Genomic DNA, 17,067 nt, shown 5'->3' on the forward strand with positions numbered 1-17,067 from the left:
TGGCGAGGACTTTAATAGTTTACTAAAATGCCCGCTTCAGTTGCAAAATACCGTAAAATAGCGATGTAAAAAGCCTGTGAGTTCCATGAGATAGCTATGAAACACAACCAATTGCTGAAATTCTGTGAGCCAAAAGCCTCAAGGCCCAAAGACGAAGCTGCAGAAACGTGGCAAGCATAATCAGCTTGCCATGCCCTCTTCATACTCTGCCGAGAGCTCCAGCCACTGCTCTTCCGCCTCCGACAGCTTTGCCGCCGCTTCTCCGCGTTGTTTTGCCTTCTCCGCCGCTTTGGCTGGCGCTTTTTCATAAAGCGCAGGGTCCGCGAGTTCCTTGTCGAGCGCCTGAATCAAAGTCTCCAGCTTCTTCGTCAAGGCTTCGACTTCGTTGATTCTTTTCTTCAGCGGCGCGAGGCTCGCGCGCTTGTCGGCAGCCGCTTTACGCTGTTCGGCCTTGTTGACGGTTTCAGCGCCACCCTCGCTCCTGTCCTTCTCGACAGGCTTCTTGCCCGATGCGATGATCAGCGACCGATACTCTTCCATGTCGCCGTCGAAGTTCGTCACGGTGCCGTTGTTAACCAGCCAGAGCCGGTCGACGGTCGCCTCAATCAGGTGGCGATCGTGAGAGATCAGGATGACGGCACCCTCATAGTCGTTGAGCGCCTCGATCAGCGCCTTGCGGCTGTCAATGTCGAGGTGGTTGGTCGGTTCGTCGAGGATCAAGAGGTTCGGCGCGTGGAAGGCCGCAAGCCCCATCAGCAGACGCGCCTTTTCTCCGCCGGAGAGATCCTTGGCTGCCGTTTCCATCTTCTCTGTCGCCAGCCCCATCTGGGCGACACGGGCACGCACCTTGGCTTCCGGCTCTTGGCTCATGAGGCGGCGGACATGATCGACGGGGCTCTCGTTCGGGATCAGGTCGTCCAGCTGATGCTGGGCAAAGAAGCCGATCTTCAGGCTCGGCGCCGTCTTCAGTTGCCCGCCCTGGGCTTCCAGCCGCCCGGAGATGAACTTGGCGAAGGTTGACTTGCCGTTGCCGTTCGAGCCGAGCAGCGCGATGCGGTCGTCGTTGTCGATCCGGAGATTGAGGTTCTTCAGGATCGGCTTGCCAGGCTCGTAGCCGACAACTCCGCCGGAAATGGCGACGATCGGTGAGGCCGGCTGCTTTTCGGGTTTTGGGAAGGTGATAGGGTGAACGTGGTCCTCGATGACGGCGGCGACCGTCCCCATGCGCTCCAGCGCCTTGATGCGGCTCTGTGCCTGCTTGGCCTTGGTCGCCTTGGCGCGGAAGCGGTCGATGAAGCTCTGCAAGTGTTTGCGGGCGGCGTCATTCTTCGCCTTGGCCTTCATCTGCAATTCGTCGTTTTCGGCCTTCTGCCGCTCGAAGCTGTCATAACCGCCGCGGTAGAAGGTCAGCTTCTTCTGGTCGAGATGGACGATCGAATTGACCGCGGTGTTCAAGAGATCGCGGTCATGGCTGATGATGATCACGGTATGCGGATAACGCCGCACATAGTCTTCGAGCCACAGCGTGCCTTCGAGATCGAGATAGTTGGTCGGCTCGTCGAGCAGCAGAAGATCCGGCTCGGCAAACAGCACAGAGGCGAGCGCCACGCGCATGCGCCATCCGCCGGAAAAGGACGAGGCCGGGCGCAGCTGCGCCTCGTGGTCGAAACCGAGGCCGGAAAGGATCGTTGCTGCACGCGCTTCGGCCGAATGCGCGCCGATATCGGCAAGCCGCGTCTGGATTTCGGCAATGCGATGCGGATCGGTCGCCGTCTCGGCTTCCGCAAGAAGCGCCGTGCGTTCCTTGTCGGCGGAAAGCACGATCGAGATCAGCGACTCCTCGGTCCCGGGCGCCTCCTGCGCCACCTGGCCGATCCGGGCATTCTTCGGGATCGAGATCGAACCGCTTTCGGAGGCGAGATCACCGGTGATGATCCGAAACAGCGTCGACTTGCCGGCCCCGTTCTTGCCGACGAGGCCGGCCTTGGTACCGGCCGGCAAGGATACGCTGGCATGGTCGATAAGCAGGCGTCCTGCAACGCGGGCGGAGATGTCGGTGATCGTAATCATGGCACTGGCTTTTGGCCGAAGTCACGGCCAAAGGCAAGCGCGCGTGGGCAGGTCTCGCGCAGGGATCAGGCGACCTGTTTGTGACCCGGCTTGTAGCCGATGATCGGCTGCCGCGGGTTCTGCCGGGCGAGGATGGTCGCCGTCTTTGCGATGCCAAGCCAGCTGGCTGGATCGGCCGCCTCGTGCGCCATCGCATGACCGATCGCCAGCGGCAGGCCCCCGACCTCCTGTGACGTTTCCGACGCGAAGACGAGGTTGTTTTCCGCTGTAGTGAACAGCCTTTCGGCGATGATGTGCGCTTCGTCGGCATTGATGCCCTCGAATACGAAGGCAAAGGTGTCGGCCTCGATGCGGGCGATGACGTCGTTCTTCTTGATTGCCTTGCGGAAGATGCCTGCGAGGCCCTTGATCAGCTTGCTGACCGCTTCCTCGCCGAATTGGTGCTGCAGGCCGGGCAGATCGAGGATCTCGATGAGGACAAGCGCTGCCGGATGCGAGGGCGACGCATCGGCATGAAGCTCGTCCAGCGTCCGGAACAGGCTGATGCGGTTCGGAAGGCCCGTGAGCCTGTCCTTGGTCATGGCGGCTTGAGCGGCCCGGATTGCCCTGTCGGCGCTCTTCAGGCTTTCCAGGCTCGCTGTTACATCGGAGGTCAGCTGCGTTTCGGCACGCACCATGTCCAGCCCGATCGCGGAAATCAGGTCGAGTTCGGCCAGTACCTGTTCCAGTCCGCCGCCCAAATCTTCGCGGATCGAGCGGATGACGCCTTCAACCGAATTGGTGAAGGCCCGCTTTTGCGTCAGGCCGAGTGCCAGCTGTTCCGTGAGCCGCGTCAGCGTCTTCAGCGCCTCCGTCTGCAGTCTTTCCGCCGTCATGCCACAATGCCCGGGCAGGCGATGCTTGAGACCGAGATTGTCCAGCGCTGCCTGGGTCGGGCGGGCGCCCAGCTCGGCGATGTCGCGCGCGAGTTCAGGATTGCCGCCGCAAAAGGCTTCATGCACGAGCTCGAAGTTTCGCGGAACTCCGGCGATCTGGTGTCTCAGCATGAAGACCGTGATCTTCTGCAACTCCTCCGCTGAACCCGTATTCGGTGGCGCCTGCATGCCCGCTGTCCCCTTGCTCCGTCTTGGCGCGCAGTTTGCCCGACATGGCTGCATATTTCGTTAAGCCATGATCGTGCTCCAGCCGTGTGGTTAGCCTGGGGTGAACGCACCGTATGGGGTGCTCAGAGATATGCCGTGCCCTCACTGCGCACGAAATAGATCAGGTCGAGCGAGAGACTTGGCTTGCCCATGCCAGTCAGCCCCGCATGCACCTGTCCGCGATGATGGGTCTGGTGGTTGAAGAAATGCGTGAGCGCCGGCCAGAGTTTATGTGTCACCAGTTCCGATGACGCGACGGGAGTGTAGCTGAAGGATGCTTCGAGCTGTTGAGGGGTGAGGCTTTCGACGGTGCGGATGATGCGTGCATCCTCCTCGACCCGCGCTGCCCTCAACGCCTCGAAATCCGGGCAGGGTCTTTCATTCAGCGCCTTTGGCTTCGGGCCTTCGCCGGTGATGCGGTTGAGCCACACGCGGTCAGCGATCAGGATATGGCTGAGCGTGCCGAAGACCGATCCGAAGAAGGCACCGGTATCCCGATGAAGCTCCTCATCCGTCAGGTCTGCGCTGGCGGCATAGATGAGTCGGTTGGCCCAGGCATTATAGGCTGCGAGCATCTGATAGTTCTGCATGGTGCACTCCTGAATGGCGTCCGAAACGCAGTCTAGCGTGCTTCGACCGAAATGGGGGTGATGGGATCCATGAAAAAAGCTGATTTGCATCAAGGCGCGTGATCAGCTTGTCTGGCGCGACGCCAGGAGAACCCGATGACGATCACGCTTTATTCGCTGTGCGGCGCCGATGTCGCCCGACCCTTTTCGCCCCATTGCTGGAAGGCCGTGATGGCCCTTCATCACAAGGGTCTTGCCTTCGAGGAGCGGCCGCTCGCCTTCACGGCGATCCCGACGGTTGAAGGCGGCTTCTCCAGGACAGTCCCGATCCTGCGGGATGATCAGGAATTGATTTCCGACAGCTTTCGTATCGCGCTCTATCTGGAAGAGACCTATCCGGAACAACCGAGCCTGTTCGGCGGGCAGGGCGGAGTTGCCGCCGCACGCCTTGTCGAGGGCTATTCTCAACATGTCGTCCATCCCGCGATCACCAGGATCGCACTGGTCGACATCCACGACATGCTGGCCCCGGCCGATCAGGCCTATTTCCGCAAGAGCCGCGAGGAGAGGCTTGGAAAGACGTTCGAAGAAATGGCCGCAGGACGGGACGCCGCCATCGCCGCATTGCCGGCCGCTCTGCAGCCACTCCGCCACATGCTGGGCTTCCGGCCCTTCGTCGGTGGCGCCGCTCCCCTGTTCGGCGACTACATCCTCTTCGGTGCGCTGCAGTGGCTGAGGATCACCACGGGATCCATCCATCTGCCGCCAGACGATCCGGTCAGCCTCTGGTTCGATCGATGCCTCGGACTCTATGACGGCGCTGCCCGTGCCGTCGTCTAGGAGGGCAGGATAGGCTGATTGTGACGTCGTCGTGAAATTGTTGACCCCCTCTTGTCTTCGTGATTCGGGGCGGGTAGATACCGCCCACTTTCCCTGACAGACAAAAGGATGAGACAGATGGCGATTGAACGCACCTTCTCGATGATCAAGCCCGATGCCACCAAGCGTAACCTGACCGGTGCGATCACCAAGGTTTTCGAAGACAACGGCCTTCGCGTCGTCGCTTCCAAGCGCGTATGGATGTCCAAGCGCGAAGCCGAAGGCTTCTACGCCGTTCACAAGGATCGCCCCTTCTTCGGCGAACTGGTTGAAGGCATGACCTCGGGCCCGACCGTCGTTCAGGTTCTCGAAGGCGAAAACGCCATCCTGAAGAACCGCGAGATCATGGGCGCCACCAACCCGGCCAACGCTCACGAAGGCACCATCCGCAAGATGTTCGCCCTGTCGATCGGCGAAAACTCGGTCCACGGTTCGGATGCTCCGGAAACCGCTGCCCAGGAAATCAAGTACTGGTTCGCCGACACCGAAATCGTCGGCTGAATCAAGTCCTGAGGCATGCGCCTCAAGACATTGGATTGATTGATGAACCGGAGCCGAGAGGCTCCGGTTTTTCGTTGCGTGAAGCATAGACCAAGATGGCACCCTATGCCGCGGGGCAGGTCTGATCCTTGCCATAATCGGCCGTGCCGTCCGCACCGTAAACTTCGGGATTGGGCGCGTAGACCGGCCCCACCACAAGCGCTTTGCCCGGCATGATGGTTTGATCGAGGCTCGAGGTCAGCGTCGTCTCGATGGTCTGGATGACCTTGTCCTCCCCGTCGAGAATCCGGATCGAAATGGCATAGGGACGATCCTTGACGACGCAATGCACAGGTGGACTTTCCAGCGACACCTTCTCCCAGAAGGGAAAGATCCTGGTTCGGGTGACCAGAGCAGCCCCGCCGGCGGGGTTCTCGAACCTCGCTTCGACGAAGCTCGGTTCCGGCAGGGGACCGTTGCGGGCGAGGGTCACGACATAGGTGGCCTGTGCGACACGATAGTTGAAGATGAAGATCTTGCCCGAGAGCTTCAGCGGTTCGTCGACATCCTCCCGCTGGCAGCCCGAGAGTGGCAGCAGCCCACCGAGCAGGGCAAGGCTGATCAAGATCGCCTTCATGGCGCGGCTTCCTTCTTCTTGCGCTGATAATGCCGGTTTGCCTTCACCCTGTTGCCGCAGACGGCCATGTCGCACCAGGTGCGGCTGCGGTTCTTGCTGCGGTCGAGGAAGAGCCAGCCGCAATTGCCGCAGATTTTTATCCGCTCCGGCTGCGGCTCGCAGATTAGGCCGAGCGCCGAGTGGGCCGTGGCCGCCTCCAGGCTCGCGTCGTCCGGAGCAGCGCGCAAGGCGATGGCAGCGGCCTCCAGAAGATTGGCCAGCTGTTCTCTACTGTCATCGCCCACCACGCGGCGCCGGAAATAGGCGTCGATGGCCTCCCTCAGCTGCAGGAAGAGCGTCTGGTTGTTCTCGGCAACCGGTCTCAGTGTCGTGAATCTGCTCCGCTCCGCAGACAGGTTTGCGGCCGCCGGCGCAAAGGCTTCGAGCTGTTCGGGCACGGCGAAACGATCACGCCGGCCCTCAGGGTCGTGACGGAGGATGACGCTGTTCGCCACATCGAAGGCGAGCGCGCCACCGGCAAAACGGTGCGGAGTCCAGGTAAAGCTCATGGAGTCAATATAACTGGTAAAAGCAATTTTGTAAGTTATAAATGCAGCGGGAGGGATGCATGGCCTACCTGCTGCAACAGCTTCTGAATGCGCTGCCCATGGCCGGCCTCTATGCCTGCCTCGCTTTCGGTTACGCGCTTGCTTTCGGCGTGACGAAGCGGCCCGACATCACCTTTGGGGCACTGGTCGCCTTTGCCGGCCAGATCTGTCTTCTGTTCACCGATCTTGGCTGGAGCCGCCTCTATCTGGTTTTTCCAGCCGCCATGTCCCTTGGGCTGGCAACAGGCCTTGCCTATGCGCTGCTGGCCGGCCTGTGGAACGCGCGCCATGTCATGCTGCCCCTGCACAGGCGCTCACCCAATGCCGTGATCGTCGCCTCGCTCGGTGCCGTGCTGCTGCTTTCCGAAGCCGCGCGTCTGGCGCTCGACACGCGAAGCCTCTGGCTGCCGCCGATAGGCAGGCAGATCGTCACGCTGATGGAGGTCGATGGACGGACCATCGGGCTCAGCATGCTGCAGATCCTGCATGTCGGTTTGATGGTCCTGCTTGTGGCGGTTGGCCAGGCTGCGCTGTCTGCCAGCCGGGCAGGGCGGCTGTGGCGGGCCGTCAGTCAGGATCCCCTGGCAAGCCGTCTTGTCGGGGTCGATGCCGATGCTGTGTTCGTCCTGTCGTTGATGGCTGCGTCACTCTTCGCGGCGCTGGGCGGACTGTCGGCAACCGTGCTCTACGGCACCATGGATTTCGGCGCAGGACTGATGTTCGGACTGAAGGTCGTCCTGGTGGCGGCGGTCGGAGGCTATTCCCGGCCGCTCCGGTCGGCCATGGGGGCCGCAGCCGTGGCCTTTGCCGAAGCCCTGTGGAGCGCCTATGGCCCGATGGTCTGGCGCGATGCCGTGATCATATCAGCGTTGGTCTGGCTTTTGGTGATCAGCCGCCGCGAGCGGATCATTCCTTGATCCAGCGATCCCGCGCGCTGTCATCGGCATCCTTGGCCGCAACCCAGTCGCCGCTCGACCCATCCTGGCCGTGCTCCTTCTTCCAGAAGGGCGCGGAGGTCTTGAGGAAATCCATGACGAAGTTGGCGCCGTCGAAGGCTGCCTGGCGATGCGGTGCCGCGGCAATCACAAGCACGATCTGCTCCCCCGCCTCGATGCGGCCGTAGCGATGGATGGCGGTCAGCCCGATAAGGGAGAAACGATCGATGGCCAGCTGCGCGATGCGCAGCATTTCGGCTTCGGCCATGCCGGGATAGTGTTCGAGCTCCAGGGCAGAAAGCGTGCCCGCTTCGTTACGGCAGAGGCCGACGAAGGAGACGAGCGCGCCGATGTCATGGCAACCCGCCGTCAACAGGCGTGACTCCGCGGCTGCATCGAAGTCGTCACGCTGCACGCGAATGGTGGGCGAGAAGATTGCCGTCACAGCTTTGTCTCCAGCCTGCTGGGGATCAGCCCCCGGTCATCGGCGGAAAGATACCGATCTCGCGGGCGCCTGCGATCGGCTCGTGATGCTCCACATGCTCCTGATTGATCGCCACCCGGATGGCACGCGGCACCCGCAACGCCTCCTCATAGCCTTCGCCCAGGGTTGCAAGCCATGTCACCAGATCGCCGGCGGTCTTCACCTCCGCCGGTATGTCCAGCTCTTCCTCGCCCTTGCCGATCCGCTCACGCACCCAGGCGAAATAGACGAGCTTCACCATCTCAATCCACCATGTGCTTCAGGCCGGCGCGGAAATAGTCATAGCCGGTATAGATGGTCAGAATGGCCGCGACCCAGAGCAGCGTGATGCCGGCTTCGGTCGTGTAGGGCAGAACCTTGTCGCCGGCAGGACCTGCCAGCAGGAAACCGAGCGCAAACATCTGCGCCGTCGTTTTCCACTTGGCAATCCGGGTGACCGGAACGGAGACTTTCAGCGCCGCCAGATATTCGCGCAGGCCCGACACCAGGATCTCGCGGCAGAGAATGGTGATCGCCGCCCACAGTGACCATCCGGCAATGGTTCCGTCAGCCGCCATCAAGAGCAGCACCGAGGCAATCAGCAGCTTGTCTGCGATCGGGTCCAGCATCTTGCCGATATTGGACGTCTGGTTCCAGATCCGCGCCAGATAGCCGTCGAGATAGTCGGTGATCGACGCGACCACGAAGATCGCCAGCGCCGTCCAGCGGGCGAAGTCGGAGCTTTGCAGCCGGCCTTCCAGGAAGAAGCACACGACGATCAGCGGCACGGCGAGAATGCGGGCGTAGGTCAGGAGATTGGGAATGTTGTATGCGCGCGAAGCCATGATGCCCTGTCTGTGAATTCTGATGCGTCTTTAGATGTGATGGGTTTCGGTTGGGCCCGTCAACCCAAGAATTCTGAATAGCCTGTTCGATGCGGTCGACTTCGGCTGCGTCGTTTCCGTGTCAATCACCGCTACTTTCGTGAAAATGATTGTAGATGAGACGGGCCACGGCCTCGGAAATGCCTTCGACAGCCATAAGATCACTGACGGCGGCTCGGGATACAGCCTTTGCCGTGCCGAAATGCTGTAGCAATGCGCGTTTGCGCGTCGGCCCGATCCCGGCAATCTCGTCGAGCGGGTTCTTCACCATCTCCTTCTTGCGCCGTGCCCGATGCGATCCGATCGCAAAACGGTGGGCTTCGTCGCGCATGCGCTGGATGAAGTAGAGCACCGGGTCGCGCGGTGGCAGCGTGAAGTCCGGCTTGCCCTCGACGAAGAAGCGCTCGCGCCCTGCATCGCGGTCGACACCTTTGGCGACACCGATGGCAATCACGCTCTCGGTGATGTCCAGGTCAGCAAGAATCTTGCGCACCGCCGTCATCTGCCCCTGGCCGCCGTCGATGAGAATGACGTCCGGCCAGGCCGGGAAGGCGGCATCCGCGGAATCCTCGGGCGCGACGCTTCTGTCAGGCTTGCCCTCTTCCTTGAGCAGGCGGGAGAAGCGGCGGGTCATCACTTCGCGCATCATGCCGAAGTCGTCCCCAGGCGTAATGTCCGTCGATTTGATGTTGAACTTGCGATACTGGCCCTTCACGAAGCCTTCCGGCCCCGCGACCACCATGCCGCCCACGGCATTGGTGCCCATGATGTGCGAGTTGTCGTAGATCTCGATGCGGCGCGGCACGTAAGGCAGCTGGAAAGTCTCGGCGAGCCCCGCCAGCAGACGCGACTGCGATGCGGTTTCGGCAAGCTTGCGACCATGCGCCTCCCGGGCATTGGCGCTCACGTGATCGACGAGATCCTTCTTCTCCCCACGCTGCGGCACACTGATCGAAACCTTGTGGCCGGCCTTTTCCGAAAGCGCCGTGGCCAGCAGATCCTGCTCCTCGACCTCTTCGGAGAGAAGGATCAGACGCGGCACCGGCTTGTCGTCATAGAACTGCGCCAGGAAAGAGTTGAGCACCTCCGCTGCGCTGAGCTGCGGATCCGCCTTGGGGAAATAGGCCTGGTTGCCCCAGTTCTGGCTGGCGCGGAAGAAGAAGACCTGGATACAGGACAGCCCGCCTTCGTGATGGATGGCGAAGACATCCGCCTCGTCCACCCCGGCCGGATTGATGCCCTGGTGGCTCTGGACATGGGAGAGGCCAGCCAGACGATCGCGGAACACGGCGGCGCGCTCGAAGTCGAGATCTTCCGCTGCCTCGTTCATCGCGCGCGCCATGGCTTCCTTGACGTTCTGGCTTTTGCCCGAAAGGAAGTCCTTGGCCTCGCGCACCAAGCCGACATAGTCCTGGTCGCTGATCTCATGGGTGCAGGGGCCCGAACAGCGCTTGATTTGGTAGAGAAGGCAGGGGCGTGTGCGGCTCTCGAAGACGCTGTCGGTGCAGGTGCGCAAGAGAAAGGCGCGCTGCAGCGAGTTGATCGTGCGGCCGACGGCGCTGGCGGAGGCAAACGGGCCGAAATAGTCGCCCTTGCGAGCCCGCGCTCCGCGATGCTTGTAGATCGCCGGAGAGCGGCTGTCGCCAGTGATCAGGATATAAGGAAAGCTCTTGTCATCGCGCAGCAGCACATTGTAGCGCGGCCTGAGGCGCTTGATCAGGTTGGCTTCGAGCAGCAGCGCCTCGACCTCGGTCCTGGTCGTGACGAATTCCATGTGCACGGTCTCTCGCACCATGCGCGACAGGCGGTTCGAATGAACTCGGCCTTGCGCATAGTTGCTGACGCGCTTCTTCAGGCTGCGCGCCTTGCCGACATACATGACGTCGCCGTCCTTGTTCAGCATGCGATAAACGCCCGGCGCATTCGGCAGGCGCTTGACGAATTCGCCGATCAGATCGGCGCCGGTCAGTCCGGCCTCGTCGAGGCCATCGACATGCCAGTCGATCTCGATGCCGGGGCGGGTAACATCCGCCTCGACCACGATATCGTCGTCGTCCTCTTCCGTGCCGTCATAGAGAACGCCGCCATCGGGCAGCTTTCCTCCATTCATTCATTGATCTCCGTGCCGTGCCAAATCAGATGCTGGCCTCCGTCCAAGGCGATCATTTGGCCGGTGATCGACGGCGTGTCAAAAAGAAAGCGGATCGTCCGGCCGAATTCCTCGAGCGATGGCCCTCGTTTCAGGGGCAGGCTGTCGACCTGAGCCTGAAAATCCTCAGGCCGCTGCCGCTCGGAGATGAGGGTAGGGCCGGGGCCGATGGCGTTCACGCGGACACGGGGCGAAAAGGCCTGGGCGAGGGTCTGCGTCGCCGTCCACAGCGTCGCCTTTGAGAGCGTATAGGAAAAGAACGTCGGCTTCAGTGCCAGCACCCGCTGGTCGATGATATTGACGATCAGGCCGGAGCGATCCTCGGGAAGGGCTTTGACCAGCGCGCCGCTCAGTATCGCCGGAGCCCGGACATGCAGATTGAAATGCCGGTCGAAGATTTCGGGATCGAAATCGATGGCGGAGTCGTCTTCGAAGACGGAAGCATTGTTGACGAGCACCCCAACGGGCCCGAACTCGGCCTGGGTCCTCGAGATCAGGGTCCCGGTCTCGGAAATGTTACCGAGGTCCGCCTTCAGCGCGATCGCCCGTTTTCCCTCGGATTGCAGGTCGCGGGCCACAGCCTCAGCGGCCTCAATCGATCCGTGTGCATGCAATGCCACGGCAAAACCATGTGCGGCCAAGTCTTCGGCGATCGCCCGTCCAAGTCGTTTCGCGGATCCGGTGATCAATGCCACCTTCGGGATGCCGTTTTGCATCGGTCTAACCTTGTTCTGCATGAGCTGTTGCGCTGCATATATGGCGCGTCTCCGATATTTAAACGGGCATGACTTGAAACTTTCGTCACCCGTTTCTGTCAGGCAGCCGTGTAACGTTAAAGTATAACGTCGGAAAACTCTGAGTATATCCCGTAAACCATTTGTTATGGTTAACGAATCGTTTGTGTCTTTTAAGCAACGTCCCGATTTGGTCACTGCTCTGCCACAATCAATTCACATTTTGGCTCTTCCATTTCCTCAATTTTTATTCATTTAGACAGTCGGAACGGACAGGGAATACCCACTAACGTTCAGGCCGCCGTTGGTTCTTAGTGAAGAGCGGCCCGGAACCGAAAGGAGACTAACATGCGTACCCTCAAGATCATGCTTCTGGCATCCGCCACCTCGCTCGCAGCTTTCGCCGCCCAGGCAGCCGACGCAATCTACCAGGCCCCGGAAGCCCCGGCTGCTGCTGAATCCTATTCTGTACCGGCAGGAAACTGGTCGGGTGCCTATGTCGGTGGTGGTCTGACCTATGACTTCGGCAAGTTCACCAGCTCGACCAATGGTCGCGACGCCAAAGGCCTCGGCGGCACCGTCTACGGCGGTTACAACATGCAGAGCGGCTCCATCGTATACGGTGGTGAAGCCGACATCAGCTATGCCGGCGAAGATGGCAATGCTGGCAGCCAGGCTCCGGTCGGCGCCCTGAAGGGCACCCAGGGCGTCAACGGCTCCGTTCGCGGTCGCGTCGGCTACGACCTGAACCCCTTCATGGTCTACGGCACGGCTGGTCTGGCTGTTGCCAACCACAAGCTGGAAGGCGGCGGTGCCAATGACGAGAAGCTGGCCGCCGGTTACACGGTCGGCGCTGGTGTCGAAACCTTCGTCACCGACAACATCACCGCGCGCGTAGAATATCGCTACAGCGACTACCAGAAGCGCGATTTCAACCTCGGCAACTCGACCATTTCCCGTGGCTTCGATGACCATTCGGTCAAGGTCGGCATGGGCGTGAAGTTCTGATCCACACGATCCAGAAATGAAGAAAAGCCGGGGCATCGTCCCGGCTTTTCTGATTCTGGTGGAAAGCTGCGGCAGGTCAGGCCTTCGGCCTGAGGGCGGGGTAGGGCTCGAACTGCCTGGCGAATTTCGCCGGCCATTCCGTCAATGCTGCACGGCCGTTCTCCCATTCTCCGGGGAAGCGCAGCATCAGATATCCAAGCGTCGCGGCAAGCGCAAAGTGCCCGGCATGCAACTTCTTGCCGGTTTTTGGCAGGTGCTTGTCGAGGTGATCCAGGCTGCGATTGATCTTTGCCCATTGCCGGTCGATCGCATCCTGGCTGACCAGTTCCGGTGGCCGGAAACGCTTCTCGTAGACGATGGCAAGCAGGCAGTCGCTGATCCCGTCGGCCAGTGCTTCCAAGACCTCGGCCTCGGTCCGCTTCTCGTCCTTCTTCGGATAGAGCCGCTTGTCACCGATCCGGTGCAGATAATGCATGATGGAACGGCTGTCGAAGATGGCAAAGCCGTCCTCGGTGATCAGCGTCGGGATCTTGCCGAGCGGATTGGCGGCCAGCAGTTCCGGCGGGTTTTCCGCCGTGTTGACCCTGATTTCCTCCAGTTTGATGCCGAGATGGCGGGCCGCCATGCGAACCTTGGAGGAATAGGGAGAGGCGGGCGCGAAGAGCAGCTTCATGACGGTTTCCTCCGGCGCGTGTTGCGGATTCATCGGTTGGGCGGGACGCTGATCTCGGATCGGCGGCAGGATCGGTTGTCGACCTCCGGGCAGGAACGGAAGCCAAGCGAAGGATCGAGACATATCCTGATTTCATCGACTCTCTCCCTATCACAGGTCACGGCTACTGCCGAGCGGGTGAGACCTGGATTGCTGCCGATGAAGGCGGCCTCAACCGCCTGCGGGGACGTTCGGCTTTCGATGCTTACATTCGACAGCTCATTTGGAATCCGAATTTTCTCATAGGCCTGGCGTACCAGGCTGAAGTAGTCGCTCATGCCGAGACCCGAGCAGGACCCATGTTTGCGCCATTGATGGCCGATCAGCCCCATGCTGGGCATGATGTCAATCACGGTTCGCCCTATCCGCTCCGGGACACGGCTTCCCTCGGCTGTGGGGCAGTTTTCCGGCCAGCCTTGTTCGTTCTGCGGCCAGAGACCATGGACCACCCACCCGAACTCCTTGCCCTCGCCGCATTGCTCACGATTGCGCCCCGCGGCCTCGCTGTCGCAAAAGGTCGGCGACCAGGACAAGGCCAGCACGTAGAAATCAAAGCCGCTCCCTTGGGGTGCGTTCCCAGTATCCGGCCCGGTCTCCGGCTGACGCAATTCGGGAGAGCGCGGCGAGGAGGATTCGGTTGATGGCGCAGTCGGGTTATACCGTTCGCCGGGGCCGTCGGCCGGCAGCAGACTGTAGACGACCGAGGCCGCGAGTAGCAGCCCGAAGGCGTAAAGACCGGTATAGCGTCCCATGCAGTGCCTCGCTCACTCTTCTCCGCGAAGCCAGAAGCAGCGATGCGAGGCATAGCGGTCCTGCGCCATCAGCCGCTTGAGTTCCGGCAGCGCCAGATGCATCTCGTCCTTCAGCGTGTAGGGCGGATTGACCACGATCAGGCCGGTGCCGGAAAGCCCCGTCTGGTCCCGGTCACTTTTCACATTGAGTTCGGCGCAGAGAATCTTCGGGACATCAAGCGCCTGGAGCGCCTCGTGGAACTCCTTGATCGGCGCGCCCTTCTTGATCGGATACCAGAGGCAATAAACACCGTTGCCGAAACGGCGATGGGCCTTGGCAAGGCCATCCACCAGTCGCTCATACTCGCCTTCCTTCTCGAAGGGCGGATCGACCAGCACGATGCCGCGCTTTTCCTTCGGCGGCAGATGTGCGTTCAGCGTCAGCCAGCCGTCAAGTTCGGTCACCCGCACCTGGAAATCGCCTTCGAACAGACGGGAGAGGGCGCGCGAATCCTCCGGATGCAGCTCCATCGCCGAAAGCCTGTCCTGCGGGCGGAAAAGGTCCCGGGCGAGTTTCGGCGAACCCGGATACTTCAGCAAAGGGCCGCCCGTCTCGCGGCCCGGGTTGAGTGCCTTTACCGCATCGAGATAGGGCGCCATGATCTCGGCCACCTTCTCCGGCAGCTCGGCGTCGATCACCTTGCCGATGCCTTCGAGCCATTCGCCGGTCTTCTGTGCCTCCTCGGAGGAGAGGTCATAGAGGCCGATGCCGGCATGGGTGTCGAGCACGCGAAAGGCCTTGTCCTTCTGCTGCAGGTAGACGATCAGCCTGGACAGCACGAGATGCTTCAAGACATCGGCAAAATTGCCCGCGTGATAGATGTGGCGATAATTCATGAAGCGTTCCGATGGCAGTGATGAATTGTTCGAATGGGGCTTTTGAGCGTTCCGGCCTTGGCCTATAACCGGCCCATGAACATCCAGAGCCCCATCCGAAACCGGTCGATCGGTCATACGGCCTGTCCGCATGACTGTCCATCCACCTGCGCCCTCGACGTCGAACTGACCGAGGACGGCCGCATCGGTCGCATGCGCGGGGCAACCGAGAACAGCTACACCGCCGGCGTCATTTGCGCCAAGGTCGCCCGTTATGCCGAGCGGCTCTATCACCCCGACCGCCTGATCAAGCCGGCGCGCAGGGCAGGGGCCAAGGGTGCAGGCCAGTGGCAGGATGTCACCTGGGAAGCCGCTCTCGACGAGATAGCAGATGCCTTCGTCAAGGCCGAGCAGCGGCATGGTTCGGAAGCCATCTGGCCCTATTTCTACGCCGGCACCATGGGCCTCGTGCAGCGCGATTCCATTGAGAGACTGCGCCACGCCAAGAAATATTCTGGCTTCTTCGGCACGATCTGCACCAACATGGCCTGGACCGGCTATGTCATGGGCACCGGCACGCTGCGCGGCCCGGACCCGCGCGAGATGGCCGTCTCCGATTGCGTCGTCATCTGGGGCACCAATGCGGTCACCACCCAGGTGAATGTCATGACCCATGCCATCAAGGCGCGGAAAGACCGTGGTGCCAAGATCGTGGTCGTCGACATCTACGACAATCCGACGATGAAGCAGGCCGATATGGCCCTGATCCTGAAGCCCGGCACCGATGCAGCACTCGCCTGCGCCGCCATGCATGTCGCTTTCCGCGATGGTCATGCGGACCGCGAATACATGGCGAAATTCGCCGACGATCCGGTAGGTCTGGAAGCGCATCTCAAGGACAAGACGCCGGAATGGGCCTCCGCCATCACCGGCCTCTCGGTCGAAGAGATCGAAGCCTTCGCCCGCCTCGTCGGCCAGACGAAAAAGACCTATTTCCGCCTCGGCTATGGCTTCACCCGCAGCCGCAATGGTGCCGTCTCCATGCATGCGGCCCTGTCGCTCTCGACCGTGCTCGGCGCCTGGCAATACGAGGGCGGTGGTGCGTTCCATTCGAACAGCGACATCTTCCAGCTAAACAAGGCGGAACTGATGGGCACGGCCATGGTCGACCCCGAGATCCGCATGCTCGACCAGTCGCAGATCGGCCGCGTGCTGACCGGTGACGCCGAGGCGCTGCGCCATCGCGGCCCGGTCGATGCGCTGATCATCCAGAATACCAACCCGGTGAATGTCGCGCCCGAACAGCGGCTGGTGAAGCAGGGCTTCCTGCGCAACGACCTCTTCGTTGCCGTGCACGAGCAGTTCATGACCGAGACGGCGGAACTCGCCGACATCGTGCTGCCGGCCACCATGTTCGTTGAGCATGATGACATCTATCGCGGCGGCGGCCAGAGCCATATCCTGCTCGGGCCGAAACTTGTCGATGCGCCGCCCTTGGTGCGCACCAATCTCTTCGTCATCGAGGAACTGGCCAAGCGCCTCGGCGTCGCGGATCGTCCCGGCTTCGGCAAGACCGAGCGGGAGCATATCGAGCACATGCTCGCGGTCAGCGGCAAGCCGGATTTCGACACGCTGATCGAGGACAAGTGGCTCGATTGCCAGCCGGCCTTCGAGGACGCGCACTATCTGAATGGTTTTGGCCATCCGGACGGCAAGTTCCGCTTCAAGCCGGATTGGGAAGGGACGCCCGCTCCGAACAAGCCACCCGCAAGGCTCGGCTCTCTTGGCCCCGTGACGCAACTACCCGTCTATCCCGATCAGGTCGACCTGATCGAAGTGGCCGATGCCGAACATCCCTTCCGGCTTGCGACCTCTCCGGCACGCAACTTCCTCAACTCCACCTTCGCCGAGACCAAGACCTCGCGCGACAAGGAAGGCCGTCCTGAGGTCATGGTGAACCCCGCCGATGCCTCAAGCCTCGGCCTCGCCGATGGCGATGTTGTCCGCCTCGGCAATTCCAGGGGCGAGCTGCGCATCCATGCGAAGATCACCGATGCCGTGAAGCCGGGCGTGCTGGTGGCCGAGGGCCTGTGGCCGAACAAGGCTCATCTCGATGGCGAGGGCATCAACGTCCTGACCGGTGCGGATCCCGCTGCCCCGCATGGCGGGGCCGCGTTCCACGACAACAAGGTCTGGATGAGAAAAGCATAA

General features: G+C 61.4%; 18 protein-coding genes. 5 read left to right on the plus strand and 13 right to left on the minus strand.

Annotated elements, in window-relative coordinates:
• Positions 1 to 180: 180 nt before the first annotated feature.
• The 3 genes from H6M51_RS11440 to H6M51_RS11450 all read right to left on the minus strand — a co-directional run bounded on the left by H6M51_RS11440 (position 181) and on the right by H6M51_RS11450 (position 3,802).
• Positions 181 to 2,070 (minus strand): ABC-F family ATP-binding cassette domain-containing protein, encoded by a 1,890-nt coding sequence (locus H6M51_RS11440; RefSeq protein WP_185809983.1) that lies wholly within the window; start codon positions 2,068 to 2,070, stop codon positions 181 to 183.
• 65 nt (positions 2,071 to 2,135) lie between these two features.
• Positions 2,136 to 3,173, minus strand: coding sequence for a diguanylate cyclase domain-containing protein (locus H6M51_RS11445; protein WP_246780494.1), 1,038 nt, complete (start codon positions 3,171 to 3,173; stop codon positions 2,136 to 2,138).
• A 122-nt stretch (positions 3,174 to 3,295) separates the two neighbouring features.
• Complete coding sequence (locus H6M51_RS11450) at positions 3,296 to 3,802, minus strand: DinB family protein (RefSeq protein WP_185809985.1); 507 nt, start codon at positions 3,800 to 3,802, stop codon at positions 3,296 to 3,298.
• Between the two features lie 135 nt (positions 3,803 to 3,937).
• Here H6M51_RS11450 and H6M51_RS11455 point away from each other — a divergent pair, with 135 nt between their 5' ends.
• Together H6M51_RS11455 and ndk are read left to right on the plus strand one after the other, a co-directional pair.
• Positions 3,938 to 4,621, plus strand: coding sequence for a glutathione S-transferase family protein (locus tag H6M51_RS11455; protein WP_185809986.1), 684 nt, complete (start codon positions 3,938 to 3,940; stop codon positions 4,619 to 4,621).
• A 117-nt stretch (positions 4,622 to 4,738) separates the two neighbouring features.
• Positions 4,739 to 5,161: a nucleoside-diphosphate kinase gene (gene ndk / locus H6M51_RS11460; protein ID WP_185809987.1), complete on the plus strand. Its 423-nt coding sequence runs from the start codon at positions 4,739 to 4,741 to the stop codon at positions 5,159 to 5,161.
• 103 nt (positions 5,162 to 5,264) lie between these two features.
• On the opposite strand, the gene H6M51_RS11465 is transcribed toward ndk, so the two are convergent.
• On the minus strand, positions 5,265 to 5,777 hold the full coding sequence (locus H6M51_RS11465; protein ID WP_185809988.1) for a hypothetical protein: 513 nt from the start codon (positions 5,775 to 5,777) through the stop codon (positions 5,265 to 5,267).
• Positions 5,774 to 6,325, minus strand: coding sequence for a CGNR zinc finger domain-containing protein (locus tag H6M51_RS11470; RefSeq protein ID WP_185809989.1), 552 nt, complete (start codon positions 6,323 to 6,325; stop codon positions 5,774 to 5,776). The genes H6M51_RS11465 and H6M51_RS11470 overlap by 4 nt, the downstream gene beginning before the upstream one ends.
• 59 nt (positions 6,326 to 6,384) lie before the next feature.
• Between H6M51_RS11470 and H6M51_RS11475 the strand changes: the two genes are divergently transcribed.
• Complete coding sequence (locus tag H6M51_RS11475) at positions 6,385 to 7,281, plus strand: branched-chain amino acid ABC transporter permease (protein ID WP_185809990.1); 897 nt, start codon at positions 6,385 to 6,387, stop codon at positions 7,279 to 7,281.
• On the opposite strand, the gene H6M51_RS11480 is transcribed toward H6M51_RS11475, so the two are convergent.
• The 5 genes from H6M51_RS11480 to H6M51_RS11500 all read right to left on the minus strand — a co-directional run bounded on the left by H6M51_RS11480 (position 7,271) and on the right by H6M51_RS11500 (position 11,511).
• A complete protein-coding gene (locus tag H6M51_RS11480) occupies positions 7,271 to 7,735 on the minus strand; it encodes a molybdenum cofactor biosynthesis protein MoaE (RefSeq protein ID WP_185810093.1) in 465 nt (154 codons plus the stop codon). The genes H6M51_RS11475 and H6M51_RS11480 overlap by 11 nt on opposite strands.
• A gap of 34 nt (positions 7,736 to 7,769) precedes the next feature.
• The gene (gene moaD, locus H6M51_RS11485; RefSeq protein ID WP_185809991.1) at positions 7,770 to 8,024 is read right to left on the minus strand and encodes a molybdopterin converting factor subunit 1; all 255 of its coding nucleotides are present in this window, start codon (positions 8,022 to 8,024) and stop codon (positions 7,770 to 7,772) included.
• 1 nt (position 8,025) lies between these two features.
• Complete coding sequence (gene pgsA / locus H6M51_RS11490) at positions 8,026 to 8,607, minus strand: CDP-diacylglycerol--glycerol-3-phosphate 3-phosphatidyltransferase (RefSeq protein ID WP_185809992.1); 582 nt, start codon at positions 8,605 to 8,607, stop codon at positions 8,026 to 8,028.
• A gap of 121 nt (positions 8,608 to 8,728) precedes the next feature.
• Positions 8,729 to 10,756, minus strand: a complete 2,028-nt coding sequence (gene uvrC, locus H6M51_RS11495) for an excinuclease ABC subunit UvrC (protein WP_185809993.1) — start codon at positions 10,754 to 10,756, stop codon at positions 8,729 to 8,731.
• Positions 10,753 to 11,511, minus strand: coding sequence for an SDR family oxidoreductase (locus H6M51_RS11500; RefSeq protein WP_185810094.1), 759 nt, complete (start codon positions 11,509 to 11,511; stop codon positions 10,753 to 10,755). The genes uvrC and H6M51_RS11500 overlap by 4 nt, the downstream gene beginning before the upstream one ends.
• Before the next feature lie 366 nt (positions 11,512 to 11,877).
• On the opposite strand from H6M51_RS11500, the gene H6M51_RS11505 reads away from it, so the two are divergent.
• Positions 11,878 to 12,537, plus strand: a complete 660-nt coding sequence (locus H6M51_RS11505; protein WP_185809994.1) for an outer membrane protein — start codon at positions 11,878 to 11,880, stop codon at positions 12,535 to 12,537.
• Between the two features lie 76 nt (positions 12,538 to 12,613).
• Here the strand turns inward: H6M51_RS11505 and H6M51_RS11510 are convergent, their stop codons facing one another.
• Genes H6M51_RS11510 through H6M51_RS11520 form a run of 3 tightly spaced genes read right to left on the minus strand, consistent with a single transcriptional unit; the run spans position 12,614 to position 14,877 of the window.
• Positions 12,614 to 13,210, minus strand: a complete 597-nt coding sequence (locus tag H6M51_RS11510; RefSeq protein ID WP_185809995.1) for a glutathione S-transferase — start codon at positions 13,208 to 13,210, stop codon at positions 12,614 to 12,616.
• A gap of 29 nt (positions 13,211 to 13,239) precedes the next feature.
• On the minus strand, positions 13,240 to 14,001 hold the full coding sequence (locus H6M51_RS11515; RefSeq protein WP_185809996.1) for a ribonuclease T2 family protein: 762 nt from the start codon (positions 13,999 to 14,001) through the stop codon (positions 13,240 to 13,242).
• 12 nt (positions 14,002 to 14,013) lie between these two features.
• Positions 14,014 to 14,877, minus strand: a complete 864-nt coding sequence (locus tag H6M51_RS11520; protein ID WP_185809997.1) for a 23S rRNA (adenine(2030)-N(6))-methyltransferase RlmJ — start codon at positions 14,875 to 14,877, stop codon at positions 14,014 to 14,016.
• A 33-nt stretch (positions 14,878 to 14,910) separates the two neighbouring features.
• Here H6M51_RS11520 and H6M51_RS11525 point away from each other — a divergent pair, with 33 nt between their 5' ends.
• Positions 14,911 to 17,067, plus strand: a complete 2,157-nt coding sequence (locus H6M51_RS11525; RefSeq protein ID WP_185809998.1) for a molybdopterin-dependent oxidoreductase — start codon at positions 14,911 to 14,913, stop codon at positions 17,065 to 17,067.

This window comes from Rhizobium sp. AQ_MP (genome assembly GCF_014237835.1).
Lineage (GTDB): Bacteria > Pseudomonadota > Alphaproteobacteria > Rhizobiales > Rhizobiaceae > Allorhizobium.

Excerpts from the sequence above, each read along its gene's own strand:
- H6M51_RS11465 (WP_185809988.1), bottom strand. The coding sequence starts at position 5,777 with ATGAAGGCGATCTTGATCAGCCTTGCCCTGCTCGGTGGGCTGCTGCCA.
- ndk (WP_185809987.1), top strand. The coding sequence starts at position 4,739 with ATGGCGATTGAACGCACCTTCTCGATGATCAAGCCCGATGCCACCAAG.
- pgsA (WP_185809992.1), bottom strand. The coding sequence starts at position 8,607 with ATGGCTTCGCGCGCATACAACATTCCCAATCTCCTGACCTACGCCCGC.
- moaD (WP_185809991.1), bottom strand. The coding sequence starts at position 8,024 with ATGGTGAAGCTCGTCTATTTCGCCTGGGTGCGTGAGCGGATCGGCAAG.
- H6M51_RS11445 (WP_246780494.1), bottom strand. The coding sequence starts at position 3,173 with ATGCAGGCGCCACCGAATACGGGTTCAGCGGAGGAGTTGCAGAAGATC.
- uvrC (WP_185809993.1), bottom strand. The coding sequence starts at position 10,756 with ATGAATGGAGGAAAGCTGCCCGATGGCGGCGTTCTCTATGACGGCACG.
- H6M51_RS11505 (WP_185809994.1), top strand. The coding sequence starts at position 11,878 with ATGCGTACCCTCAAGATCATGCTTCTGGCATCCGCCACCTCGCTCGCA.
- H6M51_RS11440 (WP_185809983.1), bottom strand. The coding sequence starts at position 2,070 with ATGATTACGATCACCGACATCTCCGCCCGCGTTGCAGGACGCCTGCTT.
- H6M51_RS11450 (WP_185809985.1), bottom strand. The coding sequence starts at position 3,802 with ATGCAGAACTATCAGATGCTCGCAGCCTATAATGCCTGGGCCAACCGA.
- H6M51_RS11475 (WP_185809990.1), top strand. The coding sequence starts at position 6,385 with ATGGCCTACCTGCTGCAACAGCTTCTGAATGCGCTGCCCATGGCCGGC.
- H6M51_RS11455 (WP_185809986.1), top strand. The coding sequence starts at position 3,938 with ATGACGATCACGCTTTATTCGCTGTGCGGCGCCGATGTCGCCCGACCC.
- H6M51_RS11525 (WP_185809998.1), top strand. The coding sequence starts at position 14,911 with ATGGGGCTTTTGAGCGTTCCGGCCTTGGCCTATAACCGGCCCATGAAC.
- H6M51_RS11510 (WP_185809995.1), bottom strand. The coding sequence starts at position 13,210 with ATGAAGCTGCTCTTCGCGCCCGCCTCTCCCTATTCCTCCAAGGTTCGC.
- H6M51_RS11520 (WP_185809997.1), bottom strand. The coding sequence starts at position 14,877 with ATGAATTATCGCCACATCTATCACGCGGGCAATTTTGCCGATGTCTTG.
- H6M51_RS11500 (WP_185810094.1), bottom strand. The coding sequence starts at position 11,511 with ATGCAAAACGGCATCCCGAAGGTGGCATTGATCACCGGATCCGCGAAA.
- H6M51_RS11470 (WP_185809989.1), bottom strand. The coding sequence starts at position 6,325 with ATGAGCTTTACCTGGACTCCGCACCGTTTTGCCGGTGGCGCGCTCGCC.
- H6M51_RS11515 (WP_185809996.1), bottom strand. The coding sequence starts at position 14,001 with ATGGGACGCTATACCGGTCTTTACGCCTTCGGGCTGCTACTCGCGGCC.